The organism is Phormidesmis priestleyi ULC007 (assembly GCF_003003695.1).
In the GTDB taxonomy this organism is placed as follows: Bacteria; Cyanobacteriota; Cyanobacteriia; order Leptolyngbyales; family Leptolyngbyaceae; genus Phormidesmis_A; species Phormidesmis_A priestleyi_A.
The window spans coordinates 29,170-53,244 of sequence record NZ_PVWG01000029.1; the positions used below are offsets into that span (position 1 = coordinate 29,170).

Here is a 24,075-nt window from a genome sequence, read left to right on the forward strand (position 1 = left end):
AGATAGAGTTTTGGCAAGGATTTCGACTTTAGATGCCGTTGCGTTCGCTTGAGTATTGATTTTATCGTTTGCGGCAGTATGTTCTTTGGGTTTGCTCATTTACTGATCTACGATTACTTGACGCGCTTTTACCTTTCATTTTATTTGCAGCTTAGCTTTTGCTGTTCACCTTTAGAAGCATCTATGAACTATCTTGTTAAATTGACGACGGTATTAGTGCCTGAATAGGAGAGAGTGAGATAATGCGGTTTAGAGTTGGCTTTTCTAGAGGACGCTTGTCAAATTCGCAAAGACCACGAACCTGAGAATCTTGCTGTTGTACGTCACATTGCCTCAACGCATCGAGAAAATCTCTTCAGCAGAAGAAGGATGAATCCCGATCGTGTAGTCAATCTCTTGTTTAGTAACTCCTTTTTTCATTGCCAATGCAAATCCCTGTAGCATTTCGGCTGCTTGATCACCCACGATGTGAATGCCGATCACTTGATCATTGCTACAGTTCACAACAAGCTTGATCAAAGCCTTTTCGTTTTGACCACTTAAGCTGTGAAATAACGGCTGAAACTCGCTTTGATAACAGCGAACTGCCGCCTCGCCAAAGTGTGCCTGTGCCTGTGGCTCAGTCATTCCTACCGATGCCGCTTCGGGGCGACAGCAAACCGCCGATGGTACGCTGTCATAATCCACTGTCCAAGCATAGTCGCCAAAGATTGTGTCGGCAAAGGCGCGACCTTCTGATAGCGCGACGGGGGTTAGCTGCTTGCGATTGGTGCAGTCTCCAACCGCGAAGATATTGGGCTGGCTGGTGCGGCTGTGGGCATCGACAGCGATCGCGTCCCGATCAATCTCAACGCCGACGCGCTCTAAGCCTAAGTTGTCTAAATTGGCAGTGCGTCCAATCGCGCACAAAACCAGATCGGCGGTGATCGGGGTCGGGTGGTCTGACAACGTTAGCTGCAAGGCGCGATCGCCAGCAATAATTTCTTTAACGGTCGTGCTGCAAGCAATCTCAATGCCTCGCTGAGTTAAGCCATTGTGAATGGCGTTGCTAATCGCGGGGTCGAATCCATTCAGAATGCAGTGTTCGTTGTTGATCACAAACACTTTTGTCCCAAATCCGCGTAGCGCGCTGGCAAATTCAACGCCGATATATCCGCCGCCAATGATGGCAATTTTTTGCGGCAATTGCGGCAGGTGAAACATCTTGTCAGACGTGACGGTGTGTTCAATGCCAGGAATGTTGAGTTTGTTGGGATGACTGCCGACTGCGAGGAGTATTTTATCGGCGGTGATTTTCTGATCGGCGATTTCTACCGTGTGAGCATCGATTAACACTGCCCGATCGTGAATTAATCGAATCCCCTTTTGGATCAACGATCGCTCATGGTTCTGCCGAAATTGAGCCATTGCCTGATCTCGCGCTTTGACAAATTTTGCCCAGTCAAACTGAGGACGATCGCCGCTCCAACCATAGCCTTCAGATGCGTCTGCATAGTGAGCAAAATCAGCCGCATAAACCATGAGTTTTTTAGGAATACACCCCAAATTTGCACAGGTGCCACCGAGGTAGTTGGCTTCTGCGATCGCGACCCGTGCGCCATAGTGGGCTGCTTGCTTTGCGGCTGCCAAGCCCCCAGGGCCTGCCCCAATCACAAACAAATCATAATCTTCAGTCATAGCTAAGTCAGTTTGAGAGTGCCCATCTGTCGTGACTCTAAGGAGTTAGCATCAATCGTGACACCTACCTATAGAAAGAGAAAAATTGTGAGGTGAAATTGAGGATCTGTTATCAAAAGAGAGAGGTTGACGATCGCAGCTTTAGAATATCTTTAAAAATGTGAAAACAATAGATTAGCAACAATGACTGAAACCTTTAAGAAAGGCGATCAAGTTGAGTGGAACAGTTCTGGTAACGAGGTCGAAGGCACAGTTAAGAAAAAAATTACTGAGCCAACCGAGCTTAAGGGACACCACTTTGAGGCTTCAAAAGAGAACCCTGAGTATTTGGTAGAGAGTGACAAGACGGGGAAGGAAGCCATTCACAAGCCCGGATCACTCAAGAAAACTGAAAAATAGTATGATGCCAGAACTGGGATTGGTCTGTATCACCGCATCAAAAGCAGTGCGCTATCGAACTGTGACCCGTAAGAGGCTGTTTCAGTTCGATTCGTCAGAGCAAGCGCGAATGTTGCGCGATCTCTATGCCGATAATTTGCGGCGCTTGAGCGAGGCGATCGAGTTTTGCAGCAACAATCAAATTCGTTTATATCGGATCAGTTCTGCGCTGTTTCCGTTTGCAGATGATGTGATCGGTGAGAAAGTCTTAGAAGAGTTTGAAGCAGAGATTGGACTAGTTGGCGCTCGTGCCTCTCATTTAAACATCCGTTTAGTGTTGCATCCAGATCAGTTTGTAGTACTCAGTTCCGATCGTCCTGAAGTGATCGAAAACAGCATCAAAATTCTCAAAACTCACGCTCGAATCTTTGATTTTTTGAGATTGCCTCAATCACCGTGGGCGTTGATGAATATTCACGGCGGCAAGGGCGATCGGGCAGAGCGATTAATTCAGGTCATTCAAGCGCTACCTGACAATGTGCGATCGCGCCTGACCTTAGAAAATGATGAATATACCTATAGCAGTCAGGATATTTTTGCAGTCTGTCAAGCGGCAAATGTGCCAATGCTATTCGACGCGCATCATCATGTGATTCACGAGCATTTAGACACCTATGAAGATCCGAGCGTTGCCGCAATGTTGGAGGCAGCCCGATCGACTTGGGCGGTTCCAGAGTGGCAAGTAGTGCATATTTCAAATGGAGCCGAAGCCTTTATGGATCAGCGTCACAGCGACTACATCACGGTAATGCCGAGCGCCTATCGTCAAGCACCTTGGATCGAGGTAGAAGCCAAGCAGAAAGAATTGGCAATCAAAAAATTGCAAGATGAATGGTTGTTTTCTAACGTGAATGAGTTGACTCCTGTAATCTCAGAGCCGCCTCAGTTAACCCCTGGAAAAGAGAGTGATAAGATTAGTTTATTGCACTAGCAGAAATTGCTTCTAAACTCGTAGATCCGTCTATCTAGGGATGAAAACTAGAACGCCTAAACTCTACCTTTAGATTGACTGATCTATATCTTGAGTAGATAGAATTCATCAAATATTTAATCCAATATGTACGAGAGAGTACAAATAGAAGTCACGACCTATGCAAGGTAGCTTAGTTGCATTCCCGGAAACCGCGCGGGTAATTCCTGCAACCCTAAAAACTCAGCTAAAACACAATGCCTACTACGCGGCCGAAGAAGCGTTTATCACTCTAGTCGAGGTCGAAGATTTAGATCGTAACTTGCAGACTCACGCTGCGGCGGTTAGCCTGTTTGAAAACGCGCTTAATTCTGCTCTCGAAGACGCATATCAAACTCCGCAAGGGTTGGAGGCGGCTCATCGCTTTATTCAACGAGTCCTCTATCGCATCAATCGGCTCAATCTGTTTTGGTACGATGATTTGCGTCACTATTCCAACGAGCGATCGCTCTATCTGCACCAAATCCGCGATCGCATCGAAACCCCGTGGCAACAGTGGGAATTGTCAAAGCTGGCAGTCGATGACTATCGATCGCTAGATGCAAAACAGGCACTGCTCGATCGCTTTGCCGCCGACCTCGATCCGCCTCTCTCGTCGGATGCTCATTATATGCGCGAGCAAATGACCTTTGAGGGCTATCGTTACTTACTTGCCATTACGTCGTTTGATGGGCTAATCGAAGCCAGTCGGCTGTCTCGGATTTTAGGAGGCGCAGCTAATGAGGTACAAGCCACTTTAACCAAAGTGCTGCTTGAAGAATATGGCAATGGTCGTCTCTCGCGAAAACATTCCACATTCTTTGCTCAAATGCTGACCGAACTCGGACTTAGCACCCAGCCAGAAGCCTATTTTGAGTTGGTGCCCTGGGAAGTTTTGGCCAGCATTAATCACAACTTCCTGCTCACAGAATGTAAGCGCCACTTTCTGCGCTACAACGGAGGACTTGCCTATTTTGAGGTGGCAGGCCCGTCAGCTTATCGCACTTATTTAGCAGCAGCCCAACGGTTGCAGCTTTCTGATGGGGCGATGGGCTATTGGGATTTGCACATCAAAGAAGACGAGCGGCACGGACGCTGGATGATCGAAAACGTCACGCTGCCTTTGGTGCAGATGTATCCCGATCAGGCTTGGCAGATCGTGCTGGGCTATGAACAGGAAAAATTAATGGGTGATCGAGCCAGCGCTGCGGCTGTGCAAGTGATTCGTCAGGGTGAACAGACTGACCTTTTGCCCGTCATTCCAGCACCCTAGCGCTCGATTTGATTAGGACGGGCGATCGCTTGCCCTTCACTAAATTTTGTTATTAACTCCCTATCACAAAGTGAGGTTATTACCTTGACTGGAATATTGCTGCGCTCTTCTGGAGCTTCACAAAGCGAATCCCCTGAGTCTAAAAAGTCTTTTTCTGAAAAGGAAGTCTTTTTCTGCCCTGAAGAATCCCACTTCTATTCCCATTGTTTAGAGCGTTTGGTGTTTAATCAGTGCAGCAATTCTGATTTAGTCGTAGAGTTTGGCTGTGGTGATGGCACTCCGGTTATCAATTCTTTAACCAGAATTAATTTTAACAGCAAAGTGCACGGCTATGAACTGAATTCTTCAGCGCATGCAGTTGCTCAATCTAGAATTAACCAACACAATCTCAACCATCAATACACAGTTTACAATCAGTCCTTTTTTGAAACATCTCAACCTGATGCTCAATATCTGATTGCTAATCCGCCTTACATTCCCGCACCCGATAACAATATTTCCATGCCTTTATTACACGGTGGGGTTGACGGTGCAACCATTACCAATCGATTGCTATCGCTCAACTATCCGAGTGTGATGCTGCTAATTTCTAGCTACTCTAATCCAGTTGGCACGATCGAGCATGCACGGGCAAATGGTTATAGTGTTGCTGATTTTATGATTACACCGCTAAAATTCGGTTATTACAGTTCAGAACCCAAGGTCAAAAATCACATCTCTGAGTTGCGCCAAAATCGTAAAGCCTTTTATTCTGGCAACATTTACTTCTTGGCAGGTGTTTTGTTTAAGAAACATTCTCTTTGTGATGCAGATATATCTACCGAACTGATTCAAGTGATGACATCTTTGTGATGTTTTCATGGTCAATTCAGAATCTATAGGTAATGAATAATTAGTTCATTACCTATTCTCTTTTTGTAGCTGTTGGTGAGGCGTGTGTGAAATGGCAACCGTTGATATTCTGATTCCTAATTATAATCGCCCAGCAGCATTAGCGATTACGATCGCCAGTCTAATCTCTCAAACTTATCGCGACTTTTGCGTCGTTATTTCTGACCAGACTGAAGACTTTGACAGTGGCTTGATCGCGGAGGTGACAGCCGTTTTAAGAGCCTTACGATCGCACGGTCAACCGATCGAAATTCACAAGCATTTACCACGCTTGGGCATGGCAGAACATCGGCAGTTTCTGCTCGACCAAGTGACGGCTCCCTATGCTCTATTCTTAGATGACGATCTGATTTTAGAATCTTATGTCGTTCAACAAATGCTAACCGCGATTCAAGAAGAAGGCTGCGGTTTTGTGGGCAGCGCAAGCGGGTTGAGCTTTATTGAAGATGTCAGAACTCATGAGCAAGCGATCGAGTTTTAGGAGGGAAAAGTTGAGTCAGAAACTCTAGAACCTGGAATGCTTGAGTGGGATCGCTGGCGGCTGCACAACGCAGCGAATCTCTATCATCTTCAGCAAAAATGGGACTCACTCCTGAGCGATCGCGCAAATATCGCGTTGCCTGGGTCGGCGGATGTGTGATGTATGACACTGCCAAGCTTCGCACTGTGGGCGGCTTCCGGTTTTGGCAACAGTGTTCAAAGTCCCCCAATTTTGGGGGATTTAGGGGGCTGAAGCGCTGGAGAACGAAGCAAAAGAACTCATCGAACTGACGTTTCAATTAACGTCGGTTCGATAGAAGTGGGTTGCTCCGGTTGTGAATTCGGGAGAGCTACCTAAATCCCCAAAGCTGGCTCACTTCAAGCCAAAATCTCCGGTTCAAAGTGCCCCAAAATGGGGGATTTAGGGGGCAGAAGCCGCTGACAACGAAGCGAAAAACCTCGTCGAACTGACGTTCAGTTAGAACCCGCTAAAGTTGTACCCAACGCCTACCAAAATGCCAATAGCCGTTTCTCCAGTCACAGTGGCGTTTACCGCAGCCGTCGCCGTAAACTGTGAGCTAATAGGAACATCAACTCCACCCGTTAGCAGCAGCGCAACGTCACCACCATCTCCGGTCGAAATCGCGGCTCCGATCCCGACATAAGGGGCAGCCGTAAAGCCTAGCGTTTCGGTCGGGCCTTCGCCAAACGAGAAATCATAAGTAACCGGAAGCAAAATTGTCACGTCACCGCTAAATAGCAAAGAAGGACGCACCGAAAACGAACGCAGTAAGCCAATCTTGCTGATCACTGCAAAGCTGCCTTCGCCCAGTGAAGTGTCGCCACTGCCGATGCCAATATTGCCGCCGATCCCCACATAGCTAGAACCCGATCGAGTCGATTGCCCCGGAGAAACTTGATTCAGAATTGGTGTGGTTTGAGGAGTCGTTTGAGTGGGAGTCGTCTCAGTCGGAACAGTAGGCTGAATCTGAGGAGTCGTTTGAGTGGGAGTCGTCTCAGTTTGAACTGGGGTCTGAACAGGCTGCGGAGCGCTCTGAGTTTGGGTCGGAGTCCCCGATGTGTCAGGTTGAGAAGTCCCAGATGGGCTTGTGTTCTGAGCCACAGCGGTTCCAGGTGAAATAGGAGATTCTGTAAAATTGGCTTGAGCAGGAGTCTTCGCTTCCTGAGGCGATCGGAGACTCGACAGCCCGATCGCAGACTGAGCCACTTTACCCGGAACTGGCTTAACCACGCGAGGCATGATCGGTTGTGATGGGGCAGCGATCGACGCACTAACAGAGCTTTCTGCAAGTGGCGCATGATCGCTGCTGGGGCCTTCTGCCTGTGCTTTTAAGTTGCCTGCAAAAACAGCTAGGCAAACAAAACTTAGGGGTAAGAAAACACGTTTGAACCGAAACAGATTAAATTTCATAGCTTATCTAATAAATTCTAGACGTAGGTTTATGATCGCCACCAAAAAGCGCTGTTGACTTTTCAGCTTGACTTTTAGAGCGTAAGAACGAACGTCATTTGAACCCTCTCTCTAAAGAAGGAATATCTGCAATCTCAGAGGGTGAAAAAATCTTTTTTTATCTCCTTAGATAAGTGGCAAAATTTTGCGATCGTGTCGGTGATAACGTGCGAGCTTTAAGAATGGCAGCCCCTAAAAAGGCATAAGACAAAATTCCGACGAGTGCCAAAACAAAAGGACTCACCGAACCGATCGCATTCCACAAAGCATGCAAACTAGCCGCCGAAAGGTAGCCGATCCCCAAAATAACTGCGCTTTGTCTAGGCTTCAAAACGCTCAACCCAATAAAATAGCCAAAATAGCCGCTATAAGCCATGTGCCCTGATATTGAACCTAACAGACGAGGAATCAGCAGTTGCAGCCCCATGAGCTGCCGGGGCCCATCGCCAAGCTGCAATGTTGTGTTTTGAATCATATCCGGCACATACTGCCCCAGAGTTTCCAGCAGAGTAAAGCCTACAGCAGAAGCCGCCCCTAACAAAATGCCATCGAGCGGTTCTGAGATGCCAACGCGCTCTTTCCAAGGAGTTGGAAGCAATCGTCCTAAAAGATAAAAACCTAAAAGCGGCAGGGCTTTAAGTAGCTCCTCCATTAACCCCGCACCAAAAAACATCCGAATCAGTAGCACCATAAAGTTCATCGGCTCTCCCGCTTCGGGAACTTGCCCCGGCAAGAGTTGTCGAAACAGCACAATGAACAGCGGCAAAACCGGACTTCGCAACAACAGCACCGTCGTCAACCCTGCGCTCAACAGCACCCACCAGGGTTTGTGCTTGCCGCAAAGTCGATAGACAAAATAGTAAGCAGCCAGGGCGATATAAGTGGCTAATAAAAGGTTAAATAGAACCGCGTTCCCGACGGCTACAAACAGGCTGACCACAAAGCCAACCGTGATCATGGCGGGGGCAAGATAGGCTTTTTGGTGCAGATTCAGCCCTGCCGAAGCGATCGGAAAAAGCTGAGTAAACGTGACAGAATTTCTAGGAACCCGTGGCACGAGTAGGAGCGGCTTCATCTCCTTTAGAGTCTGGACAGGCGGTGAAGGGTTTGGAGGAGCGCAATAGTCAAACACAAACTCTGGGCCATTTTGCCCCAACGAAACTCGATCGCCCCCATTCAAAACTCTGCATCCTCGCAACCGTTTGCCATTCAGATAAGTGCCATTTGAGCTATTGAGATCACACACCCACCAGGTAGGTCGCCCGTTTGCAGTGGTGGCAGTTGGGCGAATCTCAACGTGACGACGCGAAACCGAGCCATAGACAGTCGAGTCGAGAACAACTTGGCAACGAGGGTCACGCCCGATCGCCATTATTTGTTCAGTAGAAAGAGAATAGGTTGGCTGTTTCTGTGCAGAAAAGCTTCCACTGGGCAGTTGTCGCAGTGAAGCGATCGCAAGGGGGTTGCCCGTCATTGTTCGCGGATTTCAGCGGATGGCATGAGCCAGAAGCACCCGGTAGAAGATGTCAGGCTATAGGAAACATTTCATACATAATCTTGAACCCTTTTGGCTAAATCATCAAGTTTGAATGAAGAATCTGCCAGTCAAACTCAATGACTTGAGGTTCATTTTTGGTTCGCTTTGGTGTCTAAGACGGCAGTGTAAAAGAAAATTGCTGTGAGCGGCACACTGATTGCGAGAATAATTCCGGTGGTCAGTCCACCTAGCTGAGGGTTGCCAGACGATAACTCGAAAACCGAACCGACTGCGGCGATCGCTGCCACACACGATCCGCCTAAAAACACACCACTTTTTGGAGTCACAGATTTTGCCCCTAATTTTAATAATTCTAAAGTTTATTTAATCGGTTCACTCAAACTTTAAGCGATCGCGGATTAAGTTAAGGTGGAACAGCCGTCTCGGCTGTTTGAGGTCAGGCAAGATGCCTAACCCATAGAATCAGAAGTTACTTAATCCATAGCCCTAAGCGATCGGTTTGACCGCATGAGCCGAAAAGCCGCGCTTGGTGAGTTCTTGAGTGAGAGCCAGCTTATTTTCAACGCGATCGACAAACAGCACCCCATTTAAGTGATCAATTTCGTGCTGAATGGCCCGGGCAAGTAACCCGGTGGCACTGATGATCTGTGGACGACCATGCTCATCTTTAAAAGAAACGTCGATCGCTTCTGGGCGCGTCACATCTAAATAGACTCCTGGAATGCTCAGACAGCCTTCTTGCCCAACCTCAAAGTCACGGCTCGATTTTTTGATCACCGGGTTGATCAAAATCAGAGGCGGAGTTGCTGCATTTTCAGGGTCACAGTCTACAACAATTAGCTGCTTATTGATCGCCACCTGCGGAGCTGCTAACCCGATGCCATCTTCGCTATACATGGTTTGCAGCATCTCACGCACCATCTGCCGAATCTCAGCATCAATTTTTGAGACACGCTTGGCGGGCTGACGCAACACCCGATCGCCCAGTTGGTAAATCTCTAAGGGTGGCTTCGCTAACTTTTTCTTCTCAACCAAAACTTCAGAAGTCATGGACTTAATTTCTCAACAATATGACAAAGGTCGAACTGATTCCGCTTTAAATCTATCTTAACGAATTCTGGCGACTCCCCCAAATGTTAGAGATTTTATGTTTGATGTCGCCCAAATTTTTTAGAAGCTTTGCCAACTTGGTGATAAAAGATAACGGAGACGACCAAAATTTGGGGATAGCGTGTGTTTCGTTTTTTGACAAAGCTAGATTATTTGGGGCGAGAAACGCTGCTCGGTTTGCGTCGCGGTGGCTGGATGAATTGGGCAGCCGTCAGCACAGTGACAGTGCTGCTGTTTCTGTTTGGCATGGGTTTGCAGGCTTCTTGGCAGCTAGAAGGCTTGCTCAATCAGGTGGGCAGTCAGCTAGAGGTTTCGGTTTATTTAGAAACTGGGGTCGATGGCGCAACCCTGAAACCCGTGGTGATAAAGTTTCCAGAAGCTGAGGCGGTGAAGAATATTCCTAAAGAAGAAGCTTGGGCAAACCTGGTCAAAGATCTAGGCATTTCTGATCTCAAAGATGCCGATCGCCAGCTTGAAGGCAACCCCTTAGTAGACGAACTCAAAGTCAGGGCTAAATCTTCAGAGTCGGTTCCCATCTTGGCTAAAAAGCTGAAAAGGTTGCCGGGCGTGGAAGACGTACAATATGTAGACGAAGCCGTCAAGCGCATCGCTCAACTCAATCGCGGCTTAAATTGGCTAAGTTTGATGATTACCGGGCTATTGACGCTGACGGCGATCGCTGTGATCAGCACCACTATCCGCCTGATCGTTATGGCACGTCGCCACGAGATCGAGGTCATGCAACTAGTTGGGGCAACCTCAAGCTGGATTTATCTACCGTTTATCTTGCAAGGCGTGGTGTTTGGAGTGGTAGGCGCGACGATCGCCTGGGGCTTGATTCGAGCGGTCGAACAGTTTTTGAGAAGCTTGCTGGCGCAGCAGCCAGATTTTGTACAATTCTTGGCAACGGATCTGTCAGTTCGCCCGATCGACACGCTGGCTCTGCCGCTGATCTTGCTGGGATTTGGTGGCTCTGTCGGTTTGTTAGGAAGTCTCTTTGCCGTTCGTCGTTTTGCAACTCGCTAATTCAACCTTATGAAATCTCAATGGGACTGTTTTCTACAAAATCTAGGCGAGTGGCAGGGTTCGTTTACGCAATTCTCGCCGCGAGGAGAAATTCTCAGCGATACGCCGTCTTTGCTATCTCTAGAAGGGCTAGACAATAATCAGAAGGTGCGCCTGACGCTGCGCCGTGCAGGTAAAGAAGATCTCGTGGCGGAATATTCGACGATCGGCGGTGGGCTGCGATTTTGTGAAAATGGGGCGTTTTCTACAGGATCAATGCAGTTTGCGCCCTACACGCAGTTTGGGGCAGAGTTAGCTTTGCTGCACGACGATCGTCGCCTTCGCCTAGTGCAGTTGTTTAACAAAGAGAGTCAGCTTGAGCAATTAACGCTGATTCGAGAGCAGCGAGTCGGAACGAATGCGCCAGAGTTTCCGCTTTTGACAGTGGATGATCTCGTGGGCGAGTGGAACGGTGAAGCGGTGACGATTTATCCTGACGGGCGATCGCCTGACTCTTATCAAACATCCTTAAAGCTGCACCGTGAAGGAAGCGATCGGCTGGTGCAAGAATTATCGTTTGGGGGAGAGAGGACGATCGCGTCAACGGCAACAATTCACGGTTCGGTGCTTTCGTTTGAGCAGATACAAGTGCTGTTGTTGCCAGGTGGAGCTTCTTCGACGTGCCCGGTGCAAATTAAATTGGGTCAGCCATTGTTTTTAGAAGTGGGTTGGTTGCTTCAGCCCGATTTGCGTCAACGACTGATCCGCCGCTACAGCGATAAAGGAGAATGGGTGAGCTTGACTTTGTTGACCGAAAGGAAAACTTCTTAAACCTATGAACAACCCTGAAGAAAATCTCAAATTGCATCTTCGCCCTCGTGTGACAAAAACCGTTGCGCTTCAAGTTCCAGTTGATGTGTTGGAATCGCTTAAAAGGGTTGCAGATAGTCGAGATATGCCTTTAGAAGTGCTGCTGAGGCTCTATATCGGGCAAGGGCTGCGGCAAGATTTAACTGAGGTTTTTTCTGAACGGGTGCTAGAAACAATGGCTCAAGTATTAGCAAGACACATTCAATCGGAAGAAGAAATTTCAACGATTTTACAAGAGATTCAAGCTGAGACGACTTAACGAATCGCACCATTGTAAAGCACCGTTGTTTTGAAGTCGGCTTTGTCTACGCGCACTTCGGTCTCTATAAATGGAGTGTCAGAACCCGGAGCGCTTCCTTTGAAGGTAAATAGCCAAAAGTCACCTTTATCAACGTAAGGAGATTGGGCGGCCGAGCCGTGCATTGATCGCTCTGCCCGATAAACGCCAAGCCCACCATTCGCCGCTTCACCCGCTTGACGTGCAAGATTTTTGGCGCGGCTGAGTGCTTCGATTTCTTTAACTTTGGCTTGAACGATCGGATCGGTGAATTGGGCACGCACGATCGGGCTGACGACAAACGGAAACACCAACAGCGTTAATAAAATGAAATATCGCATGATCAAAAAGCTCCACAGGATTGTTTTAATGAATTTGATGAATTTGCTCGAAGCGATCGACGATCACATCGGCATTTGCCAATTGATGGGGATGGGTGCCTCCCCAAGTTACTCCCACACTTGCGATCGCGCCGCCTCGTCTCGCCAATTCAATATCTGCACTAGAATCTCCGATCAATAAAGTAGCAGCAGGAGACACTTTTAACGCTTGACACGCTAGATGCAGCAGGCGTGGGTCAGGTTTGCTCAGTCCGTTACGGCTGCCCATTTGCACCTGGAAATAAGCCGCGAGATCATAGAGTTTGACAAAATCTTGCACGTTTTCTTCGGTGTCAGCAGAGAGAACGCCGATTTTGAGATCGGAACCTACCAAGGATTTGAGTAACAGACGTGCCCCTTCAAAAAGCGGAGTCAGTTCAGCTTTGCAAGGGAGGGCACGATCGGCATCCAGCAAAGCAGTGTGAGCGATCGTTTTTGCCTCGATCCAGTCTCGCCCGGTTGCAGCAATGCAGGCAGCCGTTGCGATCTCATCTTCTTGACGAGTCGAGACGGCAATCAATCCGACGGGGTTGACTCGTCCATCGACTAGTCCGAATGTCTTTAATAAAGACTCTTTGACTCCGGGCACTTGCGCCTCGACAAAGCGCGATCGTTGCAGCGCCAAAGCAACCAGAAAATCACGGGAGTCGGCTAACGTTCCATCTTTGTCGAAGAGAACTGCCTCAACGTTATAGAAAGTTTTGGCACCACATTGAATCGTCGCCATAGCGTTTGTGATCAGGGTCAATAAAAAAGAGGGATATTACTCCCTCTTTCTGTGAATCAATTAGCGGCAACTATTCGTCGATCGCGGGAACCAATTCTTCGACTGCTTCGATCGGAGGAATTTCTGCCTCTTCTTCCGCAGAAGGAATTTCTTCAATCACAGCTTCGATCGGAGGAATTTCTGCCTCTTCTTCCGCAGAAGGAATTTCTTCTTCAACCGCAGCCACTTCTTCGGCAACTGCTGCCGGAGCGCTGCCCTGCTGATTGATCTGCATCTGTTCACGATACTTTGCTGCCATTTCTTCAGCTTTCTCGTAAACCACCTCAGGGTTTTTCACCATGTCGCCAGGTTCAGGCTCTAGCTGCTTAGTAGACAGCGAGATCCGACCACGCTCGGCATCAAGGTCGATGATCATCACCTTCACCTCATCATTGACGTTAAAGACGCTGTGAGGCGTGTCAATGTGATCGTGAGAGATTTCTGAGATGTGCAGCAGACCGCTCACACCGCCGATGTCAATAAACGCGCCATAAGGCTTGATGCCACGCACCGTGCCGATGACGACTTCGCCCACTTCAAGGCGGTTCATCTTACGCTCAACGAGGGCACGACGATGGCTGAGAACCAGACGGTTTCGCTCTTCGTCTACTTCTAAAAATTTCAAGGGCAACTCTTCACCCACCAATTCTTCTTTGGGTTTGCGAGTGCTGATGTGAGAACCCGGAATAAACCCGCGCAGACCCTCAATGCGAACTAGGGCACCGCCTCGGTTGGTTGCAAACACGAGCGATCGCACCGTAGCATCTTCAGCCTGAAGTTGTCGAACTCGCTCCCAAGCGCGCATATATTCAATGCGACGAATGGAAAGGGTCAACTGCCCGTCTTCATTTTCATCTGCCAAAATGAAGAATTCGCGAGTTTCATTAGACTGCAACACTTCTTCAGGGTTGTCAATGCGGTTGATTGACATCTCCTGAATGGGAATGTATGCAGCAGTTTTAGCACCGATGTCAATCAGAGCGCCTCTTGGCTCTAGACTAAATACGGTCCCGGCGACGACATCACCAGGGCTGAAGTGATAGTCGTATTTGTCGAGCAAAGCTGCGAAATCTTCGTGAGTAAAGCCGACATCAATAGTTAAAGTGTTCTGATTGACCATGCTGATAGTTTCCCAGTGGTATCTCCGTAAGGGTTCGCCTCCTGTCGATGCGATGCACAGAATAATTGTGTGCAGCCTACACCTTCACCTCTCCACCATTGTAAGAGATTTGCTTTTAGACAGACTAAGAGTTTAGAAGCATTATCATAACGCAACCCGGCTCCCTCTTCACACCTGAATATTTCTGAATGACTAAACTTTATTAGCAAGATTTATCATCTAGCTTATGGAAGACAAACGGCGATGATGTCTTCAAAATTACAAAACCGCGCGTTTTTGAAGACGGGCTTTTTCTTTAACGTGAATTCGATGAAATTTCTCGCGGCGATTGCCAATCCGGGAACGCCCCCTAGCTCCCCAATTCCGGCAGGGTGGTTTCATTGTCGCGAGAGACTTTACCCCTCACCCCCAGCCCCTCTCGCCCTTGTGGGCGAGGGGGCAAGAGCCTAATTTTCTCCCTTCTCGCTTCTCCCCTAGGAGAAGCGATTATTTTGAATGTTCAGGAAATTATGCCAATGCAGGAACAGGGTCTGGGGTGGAGCGCAACTTCGGTTGCCAGTCTTGTTCAGAAAGTGTTTGTAAATATAAATGAAGGAGTAGTCCAGTGAGCGAATAGATCAGCGATACCTAAAGGAAGCGACTATTTCTCAGTTGAGACCCTCAGTGAACCTTATTGAGTGAACCTTATGAGGAATGCAGCTTTAGTGCCGCAAGTGCGGGTTCGGGAAGGGCGAGAGTCCCAACCGCGCTTAGGGATCATCGATAGTCAGTCCGTCAAACTCGGACCAAAAGGGGGAAGAACACGGGGTTGATGGACCCAAAAAGGTGAAAGGGTGCAAGCACCATCTTGTTGTAGAGGGATTGGGACTCGTGTTGGGCGGTTATGTCACTGCTGCGAATACCGCCGATGTCAAGGCGGCTCCTGCGGTTTTGGTCTGGGTGTGGGAGCAGTTTGAACGGATTGCTAAAGTGCTGGCAGACCAAGGAGATCGGGAAGTCTTAAGCGCATTAATCACCCGCTACTTTGCCGAGCCAGAGCGACAAGTGAGCGTTGAGATGAGTCAGCGTCCAACTGAGACCAAAGGTTGCCAGGTCGAACCCAAACGATGGATTGTTGAGCGGACTTGGACTTGGTTGGAGAATGCCCGAATCCTGACTCGCGACTATGAGCGGTTGCCGGAAAATCACGAAGGGATGATTTATATCGTCATGATTCGACTAATGCTGCGACGATTAGCCAAAAATCGACGAGCTTGCGAGCCTAAAACTGCTTAACCAACCTTTACAAACACTTTCTTAATGGTCAGCACTTCCGAAACACTTCAAATGCGCTTGGCTAATCAGCGCGTGTTGATTCGTAGCAGCGATTGGCAGATTTTACAGGAATTTCAGATGCACTAGGAGACTGCTCATCACCTCGTATTGCCTACGACAGCATCATTCTAGAAATTATGTCTTCCCGTCAAGAACACAAGAACGCCACTTGCTTGATTTGAGTATTTGTTGAAATTCTGATAGAAGAGTTGGAACTCAACCTTAAATCAATGCAATTCACGACGCTTGACCGTGAAGACTTGAGGCACAGAACTAGACAAATACTACTACATTTTTAACGAACCAATGCACTCTAAACCGAAATCGGAGTGAGCGAATTTTGGCGCTATAACGGCAAAAGCCTGACCATTTATCAACTTCAAAACAGCACCTATCAATAGGTTTCAGCCAATCTACTCTTTCCTCGGGTGAGCAAAGAATGACTTTATCAATTTCTAAAAGACTGTGCCAAGGCGAAACCCAAGCAAAACGGAAATTCCGCGCTTGGGTTCGTGTGGAGAGATAAAAAAGTTAGACAATTTTGTAGTCTGAAAGTGCTGATTCTTCGTTCAGATTTAGAAGCACTAAAAAATAAAGTTAAACAATTTCTCGCTTTTTCTTGGGTTTCGACATAAGAAAATATGAATTTTTTCAATAAAGAAGTTAAACAATTCCTGAAATCCCCTTGGGTAGCTAGTTTGAGTATCTCTTAAAAAGAGATTTAATCACTTTTTTCAGTCCCACCAGTAGACCACGATGGACGGCGGTGCGGGATGTCTTCCTAGTAGTTGTCTAGTGCGGGTTCGATCTATGACTTCTGTACGATCGCATTGCCAAACCTCGCCTAAATTAGCCTTGTAATGCTAATTTGTCCTGAGGAATGTCATCATCCTTTGCTATTACTACTGTCGGGAACTTAGGTGCAGGTCATTTTCAGAGTGATGTTCTCATTCTAGTTGACTTGTAGGAGTAGAGGTTTCTTCATGTTCCTATGCTAATAATCCTCCTCCAATGCCTGCATTCTCTGTCATTGTCGGGTTAATAGTTCAGTCTCGTCCAGGATGTTAATTTGCTTGATCAGGTCTCGCGACTCATCGCACAGAAATTGCCACTGCGCCCCCAAACCTGCCCGAAATGCAGCTTGAACCAAAGGCGGATCAACACAGATCGTCACTAATTTGCCATAATTAACCATTAATTCGTTCTGAAAGTGAACCAGTTGGGTGAACTGCTGTCGATCTCGCGGGCAAAAAAAGCCTCGGTAAAAAACGACAATCAGGGGATAGCCATCTAGAAACCCTAAATACTGATCCATCAAGCTCGCTTGGGTGAGGCTAGAGAGTTTAATCTGTTCGTTCTCGTGGTTCGCTAACTCAACGTCAGAAAAGTGATTTCCTACTTGCAAATTCGTTGTCATGGTTGAATCTTCCTTACATATTGGGGCAACCTGGCATATCGTCTCCAACCAACAACCGCGCTAAGCTGGGTAATGCTTCACCGTAAGTCGGATGAATGTGTACCGATCGTTCTAGTAGTTGCCAAGTTGCTCCCGCTTCCATTAGAGATAGAAATACGTGGACTAACTCAGCCGTTTCGTAACCGACTAAGGTTGCTCCTAAAATTTTGTCGGTGTCGCGATCGATCACCATGCGGTAGAATCCCAGGTCGTGACCCCACTCGATCGCTCGTGCAATATGGCTCATGGGTAGCGTTACACAGCGAGCATTGATGCCTTTTTTCTGAGCTTGTTCTAGCGTCATGCCGACACGCCCGACTTGAGGTTCGGTGTACATGGCATAACCGAGAACCCGATCGTGGCGCGTCCGATTTTCACCACACAAAATTGCTTTGAGACGACGATAATCCTCCCAAGACACATGGGTAAAAGCAGGCTGTTTGGCTGCATCTCCGATCGCATAAACCCCAGAACCAGTTGTATGGAACTGGTCGTTGATTTTGACGAACCCCTGGTTATCTAGCTCGATTCCGCTTGCTGCCACGTTGAGAGCATCGGTGTTTGGTTTCCGTCCAATCACAACCAGTAAGGCTTCTCCCTGAAGTTGTTCACCATTGCTGAGGGTCAGCGTAAATACATCATTCTCGTGAGCCACCTGCTCAACATTGACCTCAAAGTGAACCTGAATGCCATCTTGTTTTAACGCCTCAGCTAAGACCTCGCTGACCTCTGGTTCTTCTTGACCTAGAACGCGATCGCCTCGCACAATCAAGTGAGTTTGACTGCCCAAACGAGCCAATCCCTGACCTAACTCCAAGCCGATGTAGCCAGCCCCAATTACTAACAAACGTGGGGGTAGTGTCTTTAAATCAAAGAAGTTGCGGTTGGTTAGGTAAGGAGTTCCTGCAAGACCGGGAATGTCAGGAATCAATGATGAGGTGCCCGTGTTGATCACCACTAAGGGAGCTTGAACCGTCACATCTCCGCCTATAACAGTGCGTTCACCTGTAAAAGAAGCTTCTGCACAGACGACGTTGACACCTGCGCCTTCTAGTCGCTTGTGAGCTCCTTGGCTGAAGCGATCGCGAATTGCTCTCACCCGCTCCATCACCGCAGGAAAGTTTACTTCGACTTGAGTATGAATGCCTAACTTCTCAGCCTGCCGCGATCGCCCTGCTGCATGAGCCGCTGCCAAAAAAGCCTTAGAGGGAGTACAGCCATAGTTGATACAACTACCACCCAAAGCATCCCGTTCAAACAGCATCACTTTGCGTCCTTCTTTGGCAAAATCAGCCGCCAGTGGAATACCACCCTGACCACTGCCAATCACAATCACATCTGCGGTTTCCATCGATTAGTTGCCTCACTGGGGAATGCTTCTCTCATAACAGTCTCATGCTCTTAAAGAACACTGAAAAGAAACTGAGTAGGAGATTAATTTTCTTGAGATATCTCTAACACTAGACCTTTTGCGTCGTAAGCTAAAAAATGGCTAAAAGCTTTACGGGTCAGGCATTTCAGCTATTAGTGCCAGAAAACGGCTACAAGTCTTTTGACATATAAGTTTCAGGGCAATTTCTTCGCTATCACGCAAAAGGTCTACTAACTGATGCTCTAAAAAGCTCTATGGCGCGTCTGATTTACTGTGCGCTTCGTCAATCTCGCCAAATTGCTGGATCAGTTGAGCAACCAAACCCGTCCACCCTGTTTGATGACTGGCACCAATGCCTGCGCCGTTATCGCCGTGGAAGTATTCGTAGAACAGCAGCAAATCTTGCCAGTGTGGGTCTGTTTGAAATTTACCATTGCTGCCGTAAACGGGTCGTTGTCCTGACGAATCTTTGAGGAAAGTTTGGATCAGTCGATGCGAGAGATTAGCTGCCACGTCCCAGAGCGTTAGCATTTGACCTGACCCAGTTGGATACTCTACTTTGAAATCGTCTCCTAAATAATCGTGAAACTTTTGCAGTGATTCAATTAGGAGAAAGTTGACTGGAAACCAGACAGGACCTCGCCAATTAGAATTGCCGCCAAACAAACCGCTAGTAGACTCTGCGGGTTCATAATCGACGCGAAACTGCATTCCATCGGCATCAAAAATATAGGGACGATCGGCATGACAGCGAGAAATTGCCCGAATGCCATAGTCTCCTAAGAACTCGTGTTGATCGAGCATCTTTTGCAAAATCCGTCTTAGTTTGTCGCGGGAGACGATCGCCAGCAATCGCCGTGCCTGCATTCCTTCCGTTTCCATACAAGCTACATTCTGGCGCAGGTCTGGACGGTGTTGGATGAACCAGTCCAGCCGTTTTTTGAACGCAGGCAGTTGTTTGAGCGTTTCTGGTTCTAGCGTTTCTACGGCAAACAAAGGAATCAACCCGACCATCGATCGCACCTTTAGCTCAATCTGGCGATCGTCAGGCAGATGCAGTACATCGTAGTAGAATCCTTCTGTTTCATTCCAAAGCGTGTCTTCCATCTCACCAATGTGATTCATGGCATCGGCAATGTAGAGAAAGTGTTCAAAAAACTTAGTAGCAATGTCTTCGTAAACGGGATTTGTTTTGGCAAGTTCGAGCGCGATCGTCAACATATTTAAGCAATACATTCCCATCCAACTGGTGCCATCGGATTGATCAATGTATCCACCTGTCGGAAGTTGAGTACTGCGATCGAACACACCAATGTTATCTAATCCTAGAAAGCCACCTTGAAAGACGTTTCTGCCTTCTACATCTTTGCGATTTACCCACCACGTAAAATTGAGCATCAACTTCTGAAACACACGCTCTAAAAACTGACGATCTGCACGTCCATACATCTTTTGCTCAATCTGATAGACGCGCCAGGTTGCCCACGCATGAACCGGAGGATTGACATCTCCTAAAGCCCATTCATAGGCTGGAATTTGCCCATTGGGGTGCATATACCATTCTCGCGTCAGCACATCTAACTGGTATTTGGCAAAATCTGGATCAATCATAGCGATCGGAAGACAGTGAAATGCCAGATCCCAAGCAGCAAACCAGGGATATTCCCACTTGTCGGGCATCGAGAGAATGTCATCGGTGTAGAGATGGAACCACTCTTGATTTCTGCCCCGTTTGCGTTCGGGTGGGGGCTGAGGTGCAGAGCGATCGCCCTTCAGCCAATCTTCTACAACGTAGTGATAAAACTGCTTGCTCCACAGCATTCCCGCAAATGCCTGTCGCTGCACGTTTCGCATATCTTCGCTAATAGATGCGGAAACAATACCTCGGTAAAATTCATCAGCTTCTTGTTTGCGGGTTGCAAAGGTTGCATTAAACTCACCGCCGAAGGGTTCACTTAAACTGGGCGCATCACTCAAGCGCAACTGGATTGTTTTAGTTTCACCAGGCGCGATCGACCCTTCGTAATGCACGGCTGCTTTTGTGCCAACTTGATCACGATTAACTGCCGTTGTATTACCTTGAACCACGTAATCATTAATGCCATCTTTTACATGAGGTGAAGCATTAGACGTACCAAACAACCGTTCATAATTTGTTTCATTCTCGGTAAACAAAAGTTCTGCATTTCCAGATGCGTAGAGCCATCGTTTCCCCAGCGTTGAATGAATTGCACTAATCACATTCGCGTTCGCGTTTGATTTTGTCTCTTGCAAGGTTGGCTTACTTTCGTCAGTGTCCCATGACCAGGTATTACGAAACCAGAGCATTGGCAAAATATGGAGCGGTTTTGCCTCAGCACCCCGATTAACCACAGTAATTTGAATCAAAATATCTTCAGCCGATTGCTTGGCATATTCGATAAACACATCAAAATAGCGATCGTCCTCAAATACTCCAGTATCCAACAACTCAAACTCTGGCTGATGGCGATCGCGGCGGCGATTCTCCTCAACTAACTGAGCATAAGGAAACGCCTGATGCGGATATTTGTAGAGCGCTTTCATATATGAATGCGTCGGCGTATTGTCTAGATAAAAGTAATATTCTTTGACATCTTCGCCATGATTGCCTTCATTGCCAGTCAGCCCAAATAGCCGCTCTTTGAGAATGGGATCTTCACCGTTCCACAGCGCGATCGCAAAACATAATCGCTGATGGTTGTCTGAGATTCCAGCAATGCCATCTTCGCCCCAACGGTAAGCCCGCGATCGTGCCTGGTCATGTGTGAAGTAATCCCAAGCGGTTCCATGCGGACTGTAATCTTCGCGCACGGTTCCCCATTGGCGATCGCTCAAATACGATCCCCATCTGCGCCAGTGTGCCTGATGAGTCAGCGATTCTTGTAGTCGTTGAGCTTCTGCGGTTGTGGTTGCCATTGTTGGAAGACTCCATGTGAGAAAATCTGGTGTTAAATCTCTTAATTGGAGTATCTACCTAAAAACCAATAGAAAGTTGAGGATGAGATGAGAAATGTCTGAGAGATGAGTGGGTGCGATCAGTTAGGTTAGAACCGATCGCTTGAGCAGAAAGATGACGGATCGACCTTTGGCGGCTTCAAAGTTCAAGCGCACGTGCGATCAGTTAGGTTAGAACCGATCACTTGAGCAGAGTGATAAACAAATTGAGTCCTAACCAAAACTTAACGATGAATCTCAAATGACTATTACAATCTAAAGTGTAGACAGAATAACGTTCCCAATCACCCGCCGCAGGTAGCCTTGAACAATCAGCAGCTAACCTCTCGGCGGTCGGGTGCATTGGGGTTGTTATGCGGCAACTTAACGACAAGATCATCAGCTATCTTCTGTCATATCTTCGGTGACGAGAGCTTCGCTCAATTGCTTCAGATCGAAGTACATCGTTCGATAGGGATTCACAGGTGGTAAAGGATCGGTGGGAATGGCAAACTCAAACCCTAACTTTGCATAGAAACCGGATGCATCATAAGCGGGTTCAACATCAGCATCATAGAGCGCATCGACGGTAATGAATCTCACGCCAATTATCGGCGTAACCTCGGTAATCACGTAGTCGATTGCCCAATCCATCAACCGAATACCAAGACCTTTTGTCCGTCGATCAACTGCCAGTAGACCGATCTTCACCGCAGGAAAAGTCCTATACTTCACGCCTTCTTTCGCCAACAGGGGATCTTCAACCTGCAACTTATCCGCTAACAGCGTAATATAGCCAGCTAAAGTATCCTCAACCCGGACAATCCAGCACTGACAAAGGGATGCATCAATTTCCCGATGAATGCGCCCCTGTTTCCAATAGGTCACGAATTCACCCCTGATACAGCGAAACCCCTGACCAAGTTTCCGAAGTTCAGGGGTTAGAAGCTCAATATCGATTTGGGAGAAGTCTAAGCCATCAAACTTACCGGAGCTAGGCATGTTTCTGGGCTTTGCGACGACGAGCAGCAATCCGCTTTGCAAGGGCAAGAACCCGATCATTAACCACTGCACTACCGGAATCGATCGCTTCCAGCAGTTTCTTGGCTGCTTCGCCCGAAACAGGTTGGGATTGGGTATGGAGTGGATACTTCATAAGAGGACTCGTTTGCTTCTCTGTCATCATAACAAACGAAAAAGCCAGATGGACAACCTCCTAAATCTTCTGTGTCCAAGCAACCCCGCCCATTACAGACCCAACGATCGCAGAAATCCCCAGAAAGGCTCTGGCGGGACTGCCTTCTTCGATCGTTGGAAAGATGACGATACTGAGGACGGCAACGACGATTGCGCCAATCCTCACACCTTGCCAAAACTGACGTTTCATTGCTGGGGCGTTTTCTGGATTTCCTGGGATGATCGCAGCGTGAATGATGGCGACGATCCAAAGCATAAACCCATAGCAGTACCAATTGAGTGGCTTTCCGCCTTTTTCACTCGCAAGCATCGCTGGCGCTAAAGCCAAGAGCGCTAGAAAAATTGGGGTTGCAGGGCTAAAAGCGAGCATCATCAGACCGACGATGACACAGCCCGTAATGAGAAGTGCCGGATTTGCCGCATCGATATTGGTGCTGGAATTTGATTGAGGAGTTCGGGTCATAATTTCCGGTGCATGAACTGTATAAAATTGGGCTGTAGCGATCGAATTTAAATATCTGCAAGTTTGTGTTGGACATGCTGCTGGAAAGCCAAAAGCCCGCCCTGAGTATCCCAAGCCTTTTTGAATGTGGGCAATTCTTCTAGCTTCATGACATCACCACCCATGTAGGCGAGAACTTCTGGGTAGCCAAAAATCAACTCTGCCTTCACTGAAGGGGGTGGCTTTGTGCCACCGATCGCCCAAACCACTTCAACAATTCGATAAAGATTCCAATCACTTGACGAATCTTCACGTTCAGCCTGACGATTAAGCACTTTAACAAGATGAGTGACGTACCCATGCTGACGAAGCAGAATTAAGTCATCTCTTTTAAGTCTATTGGCATTGGCTTCATCGTCTTTCCAAGCCAATTTGAACAATTCGCCCTTTTTAAATTCACAGTAAGCCCACCCATCGGAAGGTCTTACATTCTTTGTCCACTAGAGATGCTCTGAATTCATCAATTCTTTCACCGGGTAGTCGAAGCCGCATACCTAGTTGAGCCGCAACCGCAAGCGGTTCTGCTCACTGACGAAGAATGCAAATTCGGTTGTCGGTTCCAACGCTAGTTAGATCGTAGCGTCACGAAGATTTTAGCATACAGTACAAGTGAACTAAATAGCGCTGTCGGTCTAACGGTTCGCTTGAGCGGCTGTAAGTAACCTTGAACTCAACACCAAGATCTTTCGTAGTCCGCTCCAAGCGAATTGTTAGGTGACAATTTTAGACAATTATTGGCATCAAAAATTGTTTAATTACTACATTTGTGAGTGTTCTACAGAGATGATTTCTACAAAATCACTTATATTTTCATCTATGAAATCCATTAGAGGACATCAGGAACTCCACGTCGAGAAAGGAGATCTTTAGTGAGTTCTGTTCGTAGAGCACTACACTTCTTTTGAATAGATTCATAATCAGAATCTGCTTCTATACTGCATCAGGGCACAGATTGCGTGTTACGAAAGGACTGAAAGCGAAGCGTTAATAGGGAGTCTATACTCGCCACGATTGAGAAATGGACTTTTGGATTGTTCTCCCGCATCAACGATAAGATGAGGTTTGTTCTAGAGC

25 protein-coding genes are annotated in these 24,075 nt (G+C 47.6%); 10 read left to right on the top strand and 15 right to left on the bottom strand.

Annotation, left to right across the window (positions count from 1 at the left end; translation table 11 throughout):
• Positions 1-333: 333 nt before the first annotated feature.
• A complete protein-coding gene (gorA, locus tag C7B65_RS18945; protein ID WP_073074286.1) occupies positions 334-1,677 on the bottom strand; it encodes a glutathione-disulfide reductase in 1,344 nt (447 codons plus the stop codon).
• A gap of 183 nt (positions 1,678-1,860) precedes the next feature.
• Between gorA and C7B65_RS18950 the strand changes: the two genes are divergently transcribed.
• The 6 genes from C7B65_RS18950 (at position 1,861) to C7B65_RS28465 (ending at position 5,999) form a co-directional block, all read left to right on the top strand.
• The gene (locus C7B65_RS18950; protein ID WP_073074287.1) at positions 1,861-2,076 is read left to right on the top strand and encodes a hypervirulence associated TUDOR domain-containing protein; all 216 of its coding nucleotides are present in this window, start codon (positions 1,861-1,863) and stop codon (positions 2,074-2,076) included.
• Between the two features lies 1 nt (position 2,077).
• On the top strand, positions 2,078-3,046 hold the full coding sequence (uvsE, locus tag C7B65_RS18955; RefSeq protein ID WP_073074288.1) for a UV DNA damage repair endonuclease UvsE: 969 nt from the start codon (positions 2,078-2,080) through the stop codon (positions 3,044-3,046).
• Between the two features lie 160 nt (positions 3,047-3,206).
• Positions 3,207-4,337, top strand: coding sequence for an iron-containing redox enzyme family protein (locus C7B65_RS18960; RefSeq protein ID WP_073074289.1), 1,131 nt, complete (start codon positions 3,207-3,209; stop codon positions 4,335-4,337).
• 84 nt (positions 4,338-4,421) lie between these two features.
• Positions 4,422-5,189 carry a methyltransferase gene (locus C7B65_RS18965; RefSeq protein WP_143162090.1) on the top strand — a complete coding sequence of 256 codons (768 nt, stop codon included), beginning with the start codon at positions 4,422-4,424 and terminating at the stop codon, positions 5,187-5,189.
• A gap of 91 nt (positions 5,190-5,280) precedes the next feature.
• The gene (locus C7B65_RS28460; RefSeq protein ID WP_073074290.1) at positions 5,281-5,709 is read left to right on the top strand and encodes a glycosyltransferase family 2 protein; all 429 of its coding nucleotides are present in this window, start codon (positions 5,281-5,283) and stop codon (positions 5,707-5,709) included.
• Positions 5,710-5,807: 98 nt separating this feature from the next.
• Positions 5,808-5,999 (top strand): hypothetical protein, encoded by a 192-nt coding sequence (locus C7B65_RS28465; RefSeq protein WP_219898650.1) that lies wholly within the window; start codon positions 5,808-5,810, stop codon positions 5,997-5,999.
• 187 nt (positions 6,000-6,186) lie between these two features.
• Here C7B65_RS28465 and C7B65_RS18975 read toward each other — a convergent pair whose 3' ends face one another.
• From C7B65_RS18975 to def, 4 genes are all read right to left on the bottom strand, one after another.
• Complete coding sequence (locus C7B65_RS18975; protein WP_083583117.1) at positions 6,187-7,140, bottom strand: hypothetical protein; 954 nt, start codon at positions 7,138-7,140, stop codon at positions 6,187-6,189.
• Between the two features lie 157 nt (positions 7,141-7,297).
• A complete protein-coding gene (locus C7B65_RS18980) occupies positions 7,298-8,653 on the bottom strand; it encodes a PrsW family glutamic-type intramembrane protease (protein ID WP_073074291.1) in 1,356 nt (451 codons plus the stop codon).
• Positions 8,654-8,805: 152 nt separating this feature from the next.
• Entirely contained in the window at positions 8,806-9,003 is a 198-nt protein-coding gene (locus C7B65_RS18985; RefSeq protein WP_073074292.1) for a hypothetical protein, read from the bottom strand.
• 160 nt (positions 9,004-9,163) lie between these two features.
• Positions 9,164-9,727 (bottom strand): peptide deformylase, encoded by a 564-nt coding sequence (gene def, locus C7B65_RS18990; protein ID WP_073074293.1) that lies wholly within the window; start codon positions 9,725-9,727, stop codon positions 9,164-9,166.
• A 183-nt stretch (positions 9,728-9,910) separates the two neighbouring features.
• On the opposite strand from def, the gene C7B65_RS18995 reads away from it, so the two are divergent.
• Genes C7B65_RS18995 through C7B65_RS19005 form a run of 3 tightly spaced genes read left to right on the top strand, consistent with a single transcriptional unit; the run spans position 9,911 to position 11,921 of the window.
• Positions 9,911-10,813 (top strand): cell division protein FtsX, encoded by a 903-nt coding sequence (locus C7B65_RS18995; protein WP_073074294.1) that lies wholly within the window; start codon positions 9,911-9,913, stop codon positions 10,811-10,813.
• 9 nt (positions 10,814-10,822) lie between these two features.
• Positions 10,823-11,623 (top strand): DUF3598 family protein, encoded by an 801-nt coding sequence (locus tag C7B65_RS19000; protein ID WP_073074295.1) that lies wholly within the window; start codon positions 10,823-10,825, stop codon positions 11,621-11,623.
• 4 nt (positions 11,624-11,627) lie between these two features.
• Positions 11,628-11,921, top strand: coding sequence for a hypothetical protein (locus C7B65_RS19005; protein WP_073074296.1), 294 nt, complete (start codon positions 11,628-11,630; stop codon positions 11,919-11,921).
• Here C7B65_RS19005 and C7B65_RS19010 read toward each other — a convergent pair.
• The 3 genes from C7B65_RS19010 to C7B65_RS19020 form a co-directional block, all read right to left on the bottom strand.
• Positions 11,918-12,280, bottom strand: a complete 363-nt coding sequence (locus C7B65_RS19010; protein ID WP_083583119.1) for a hypothetical protein — start codon at positions 12,278-12,280, stop codon at positions 11,918-11,920. The genes C7B65_RS19005 and C7B65_RS19010 overlap by 4 nt on opposite strands.
• A 25-nt stretch (positions 12,281-12,305) precedes the next feature.
• A complete protein-coding gene (locus C7B65_RS19015) occupies positions 12,306-13,046 on the bottom strand; it encodes an HAD family hydrolase (RefSeq protein WP_073074297.1) in 741 nt (246 codons plus the stop codon).
• A gap of 70 nt (positions 13,047-13,116) precedes the next feature.
• Positions 13,117-14,205, bottom strand: coding sequence for a 30S ribosomal protein S1 (locus tag C7B65_RS19020; RefSeq protein ID WP_073074298.1), 1,089 nt, complete (start codon positions 14,203-14,205; stop codon positions 13,117-13,119).
• Positions 14,206-14,967: 762 nt separating this feature from the next.
• On the opposite strand from C7B65_RS19020, the gene C7B65_RS19025 reads away from it, so the two are divergent.
• Entirely contained in the window at positions 14,968-15,480 is a 513-nt protein-coding gene (locus C7B65_RS19025; protein ID WP_073074299.1) for a transposase, read from the top strand.
• A 1,066-nt stretch (positions 15,481-16,546) separates the two neighbouring features.
• On the opposite strand, the gene C7B65_RS19030 is transcribed toward C7B65_RS19025, so the two are convergent.
• From C7B65_RS19030 to C7B65_RS19060, 7 genes are all read right to left on the bottom strand, one after another.
• Complete coding sequence (locus tag C7B65_RS19030) at positions 16,547-16,936, bottom strand: redoxin domain-containing protein (RefSeq protein WP_073074300.1); 390 nt, start codon at positions 16,934-16,936, stop codon at positions 16,547-16,549.
• A gap of 13 nt (positions 16,937-16,949) precedes the next feature.
• Entirely contained in the window at positions 16,950-18,326 is a 1,377-nt protein-coding gene (locus tag C7B65_RS19035; RefSeq protein ID WP_073074301.1) for a dihydrolipoyl dehydrogenase family protein, read from the bottom strand.
• Between the two features lie 273 nt (positions 18,327-18,599).
• Positions 18,600-21,284 carry an MGH1-like glycoside hydrolase domain-containing protein gene (locus tag C7B65_RS19040; RefSeq protein WP_073074302.1) on the bottom strand — a complete coding sequence of 895 codons (2,685 nt, stop codon included), beginning with the start codon at positions 21,282-21,284 and terminating at the stop codon, positions 18,600-18,602.
• 417 nt (positions 21,285-21,701) lie between these two features.
• A complete protein-coding gene (locus C7B65_RS19045) occupies positions 21,702-22,190 on the bottom strand; it encodes a GNAT family N-acetyltransferase (RefSeq protein ID WP_223257449.1) in 489 nt (162 codons plus the stop codon).
• Between the two features lie 106 nt (positions 22,191-22,296).
• Positions 22,297-22,458, bottom strand: coding sequence for a hypothetical protein (locus tag C7B65_RS27970; RefSeq protein WP_181314443.1), 162 nt, complete (start codon positions 22,456-22,458; stop codon positions 22,297-22,299).
• A gap of 60 nt (positions 22,459-22,518) precedes the next feature.
• A complete protein-coding gene (locus C7B65_RS19055) occupies positions 22,519-22,962 on the bottom strand; it encodes a hypothetical protein (RefSeq protein ID WP_073074305.1) in 444 nt (147 codons plus the stop codon).
• A gap of 47 nt (positions 22,963-23,009) precedes the next feature.
• On the bottom strand, positions 23,010-23,372 hold the full coding sequence (locus C7B65_RS19060; RefSeq protein ID WP_143162091.1) for a hypothetical protein: 363 nt from the start codon (positions 23,370-23,372) through the stop codon (positions 23,010-23,012).
• Positions 23,373-24,075 lie beyond the last annotated feature (703 nt).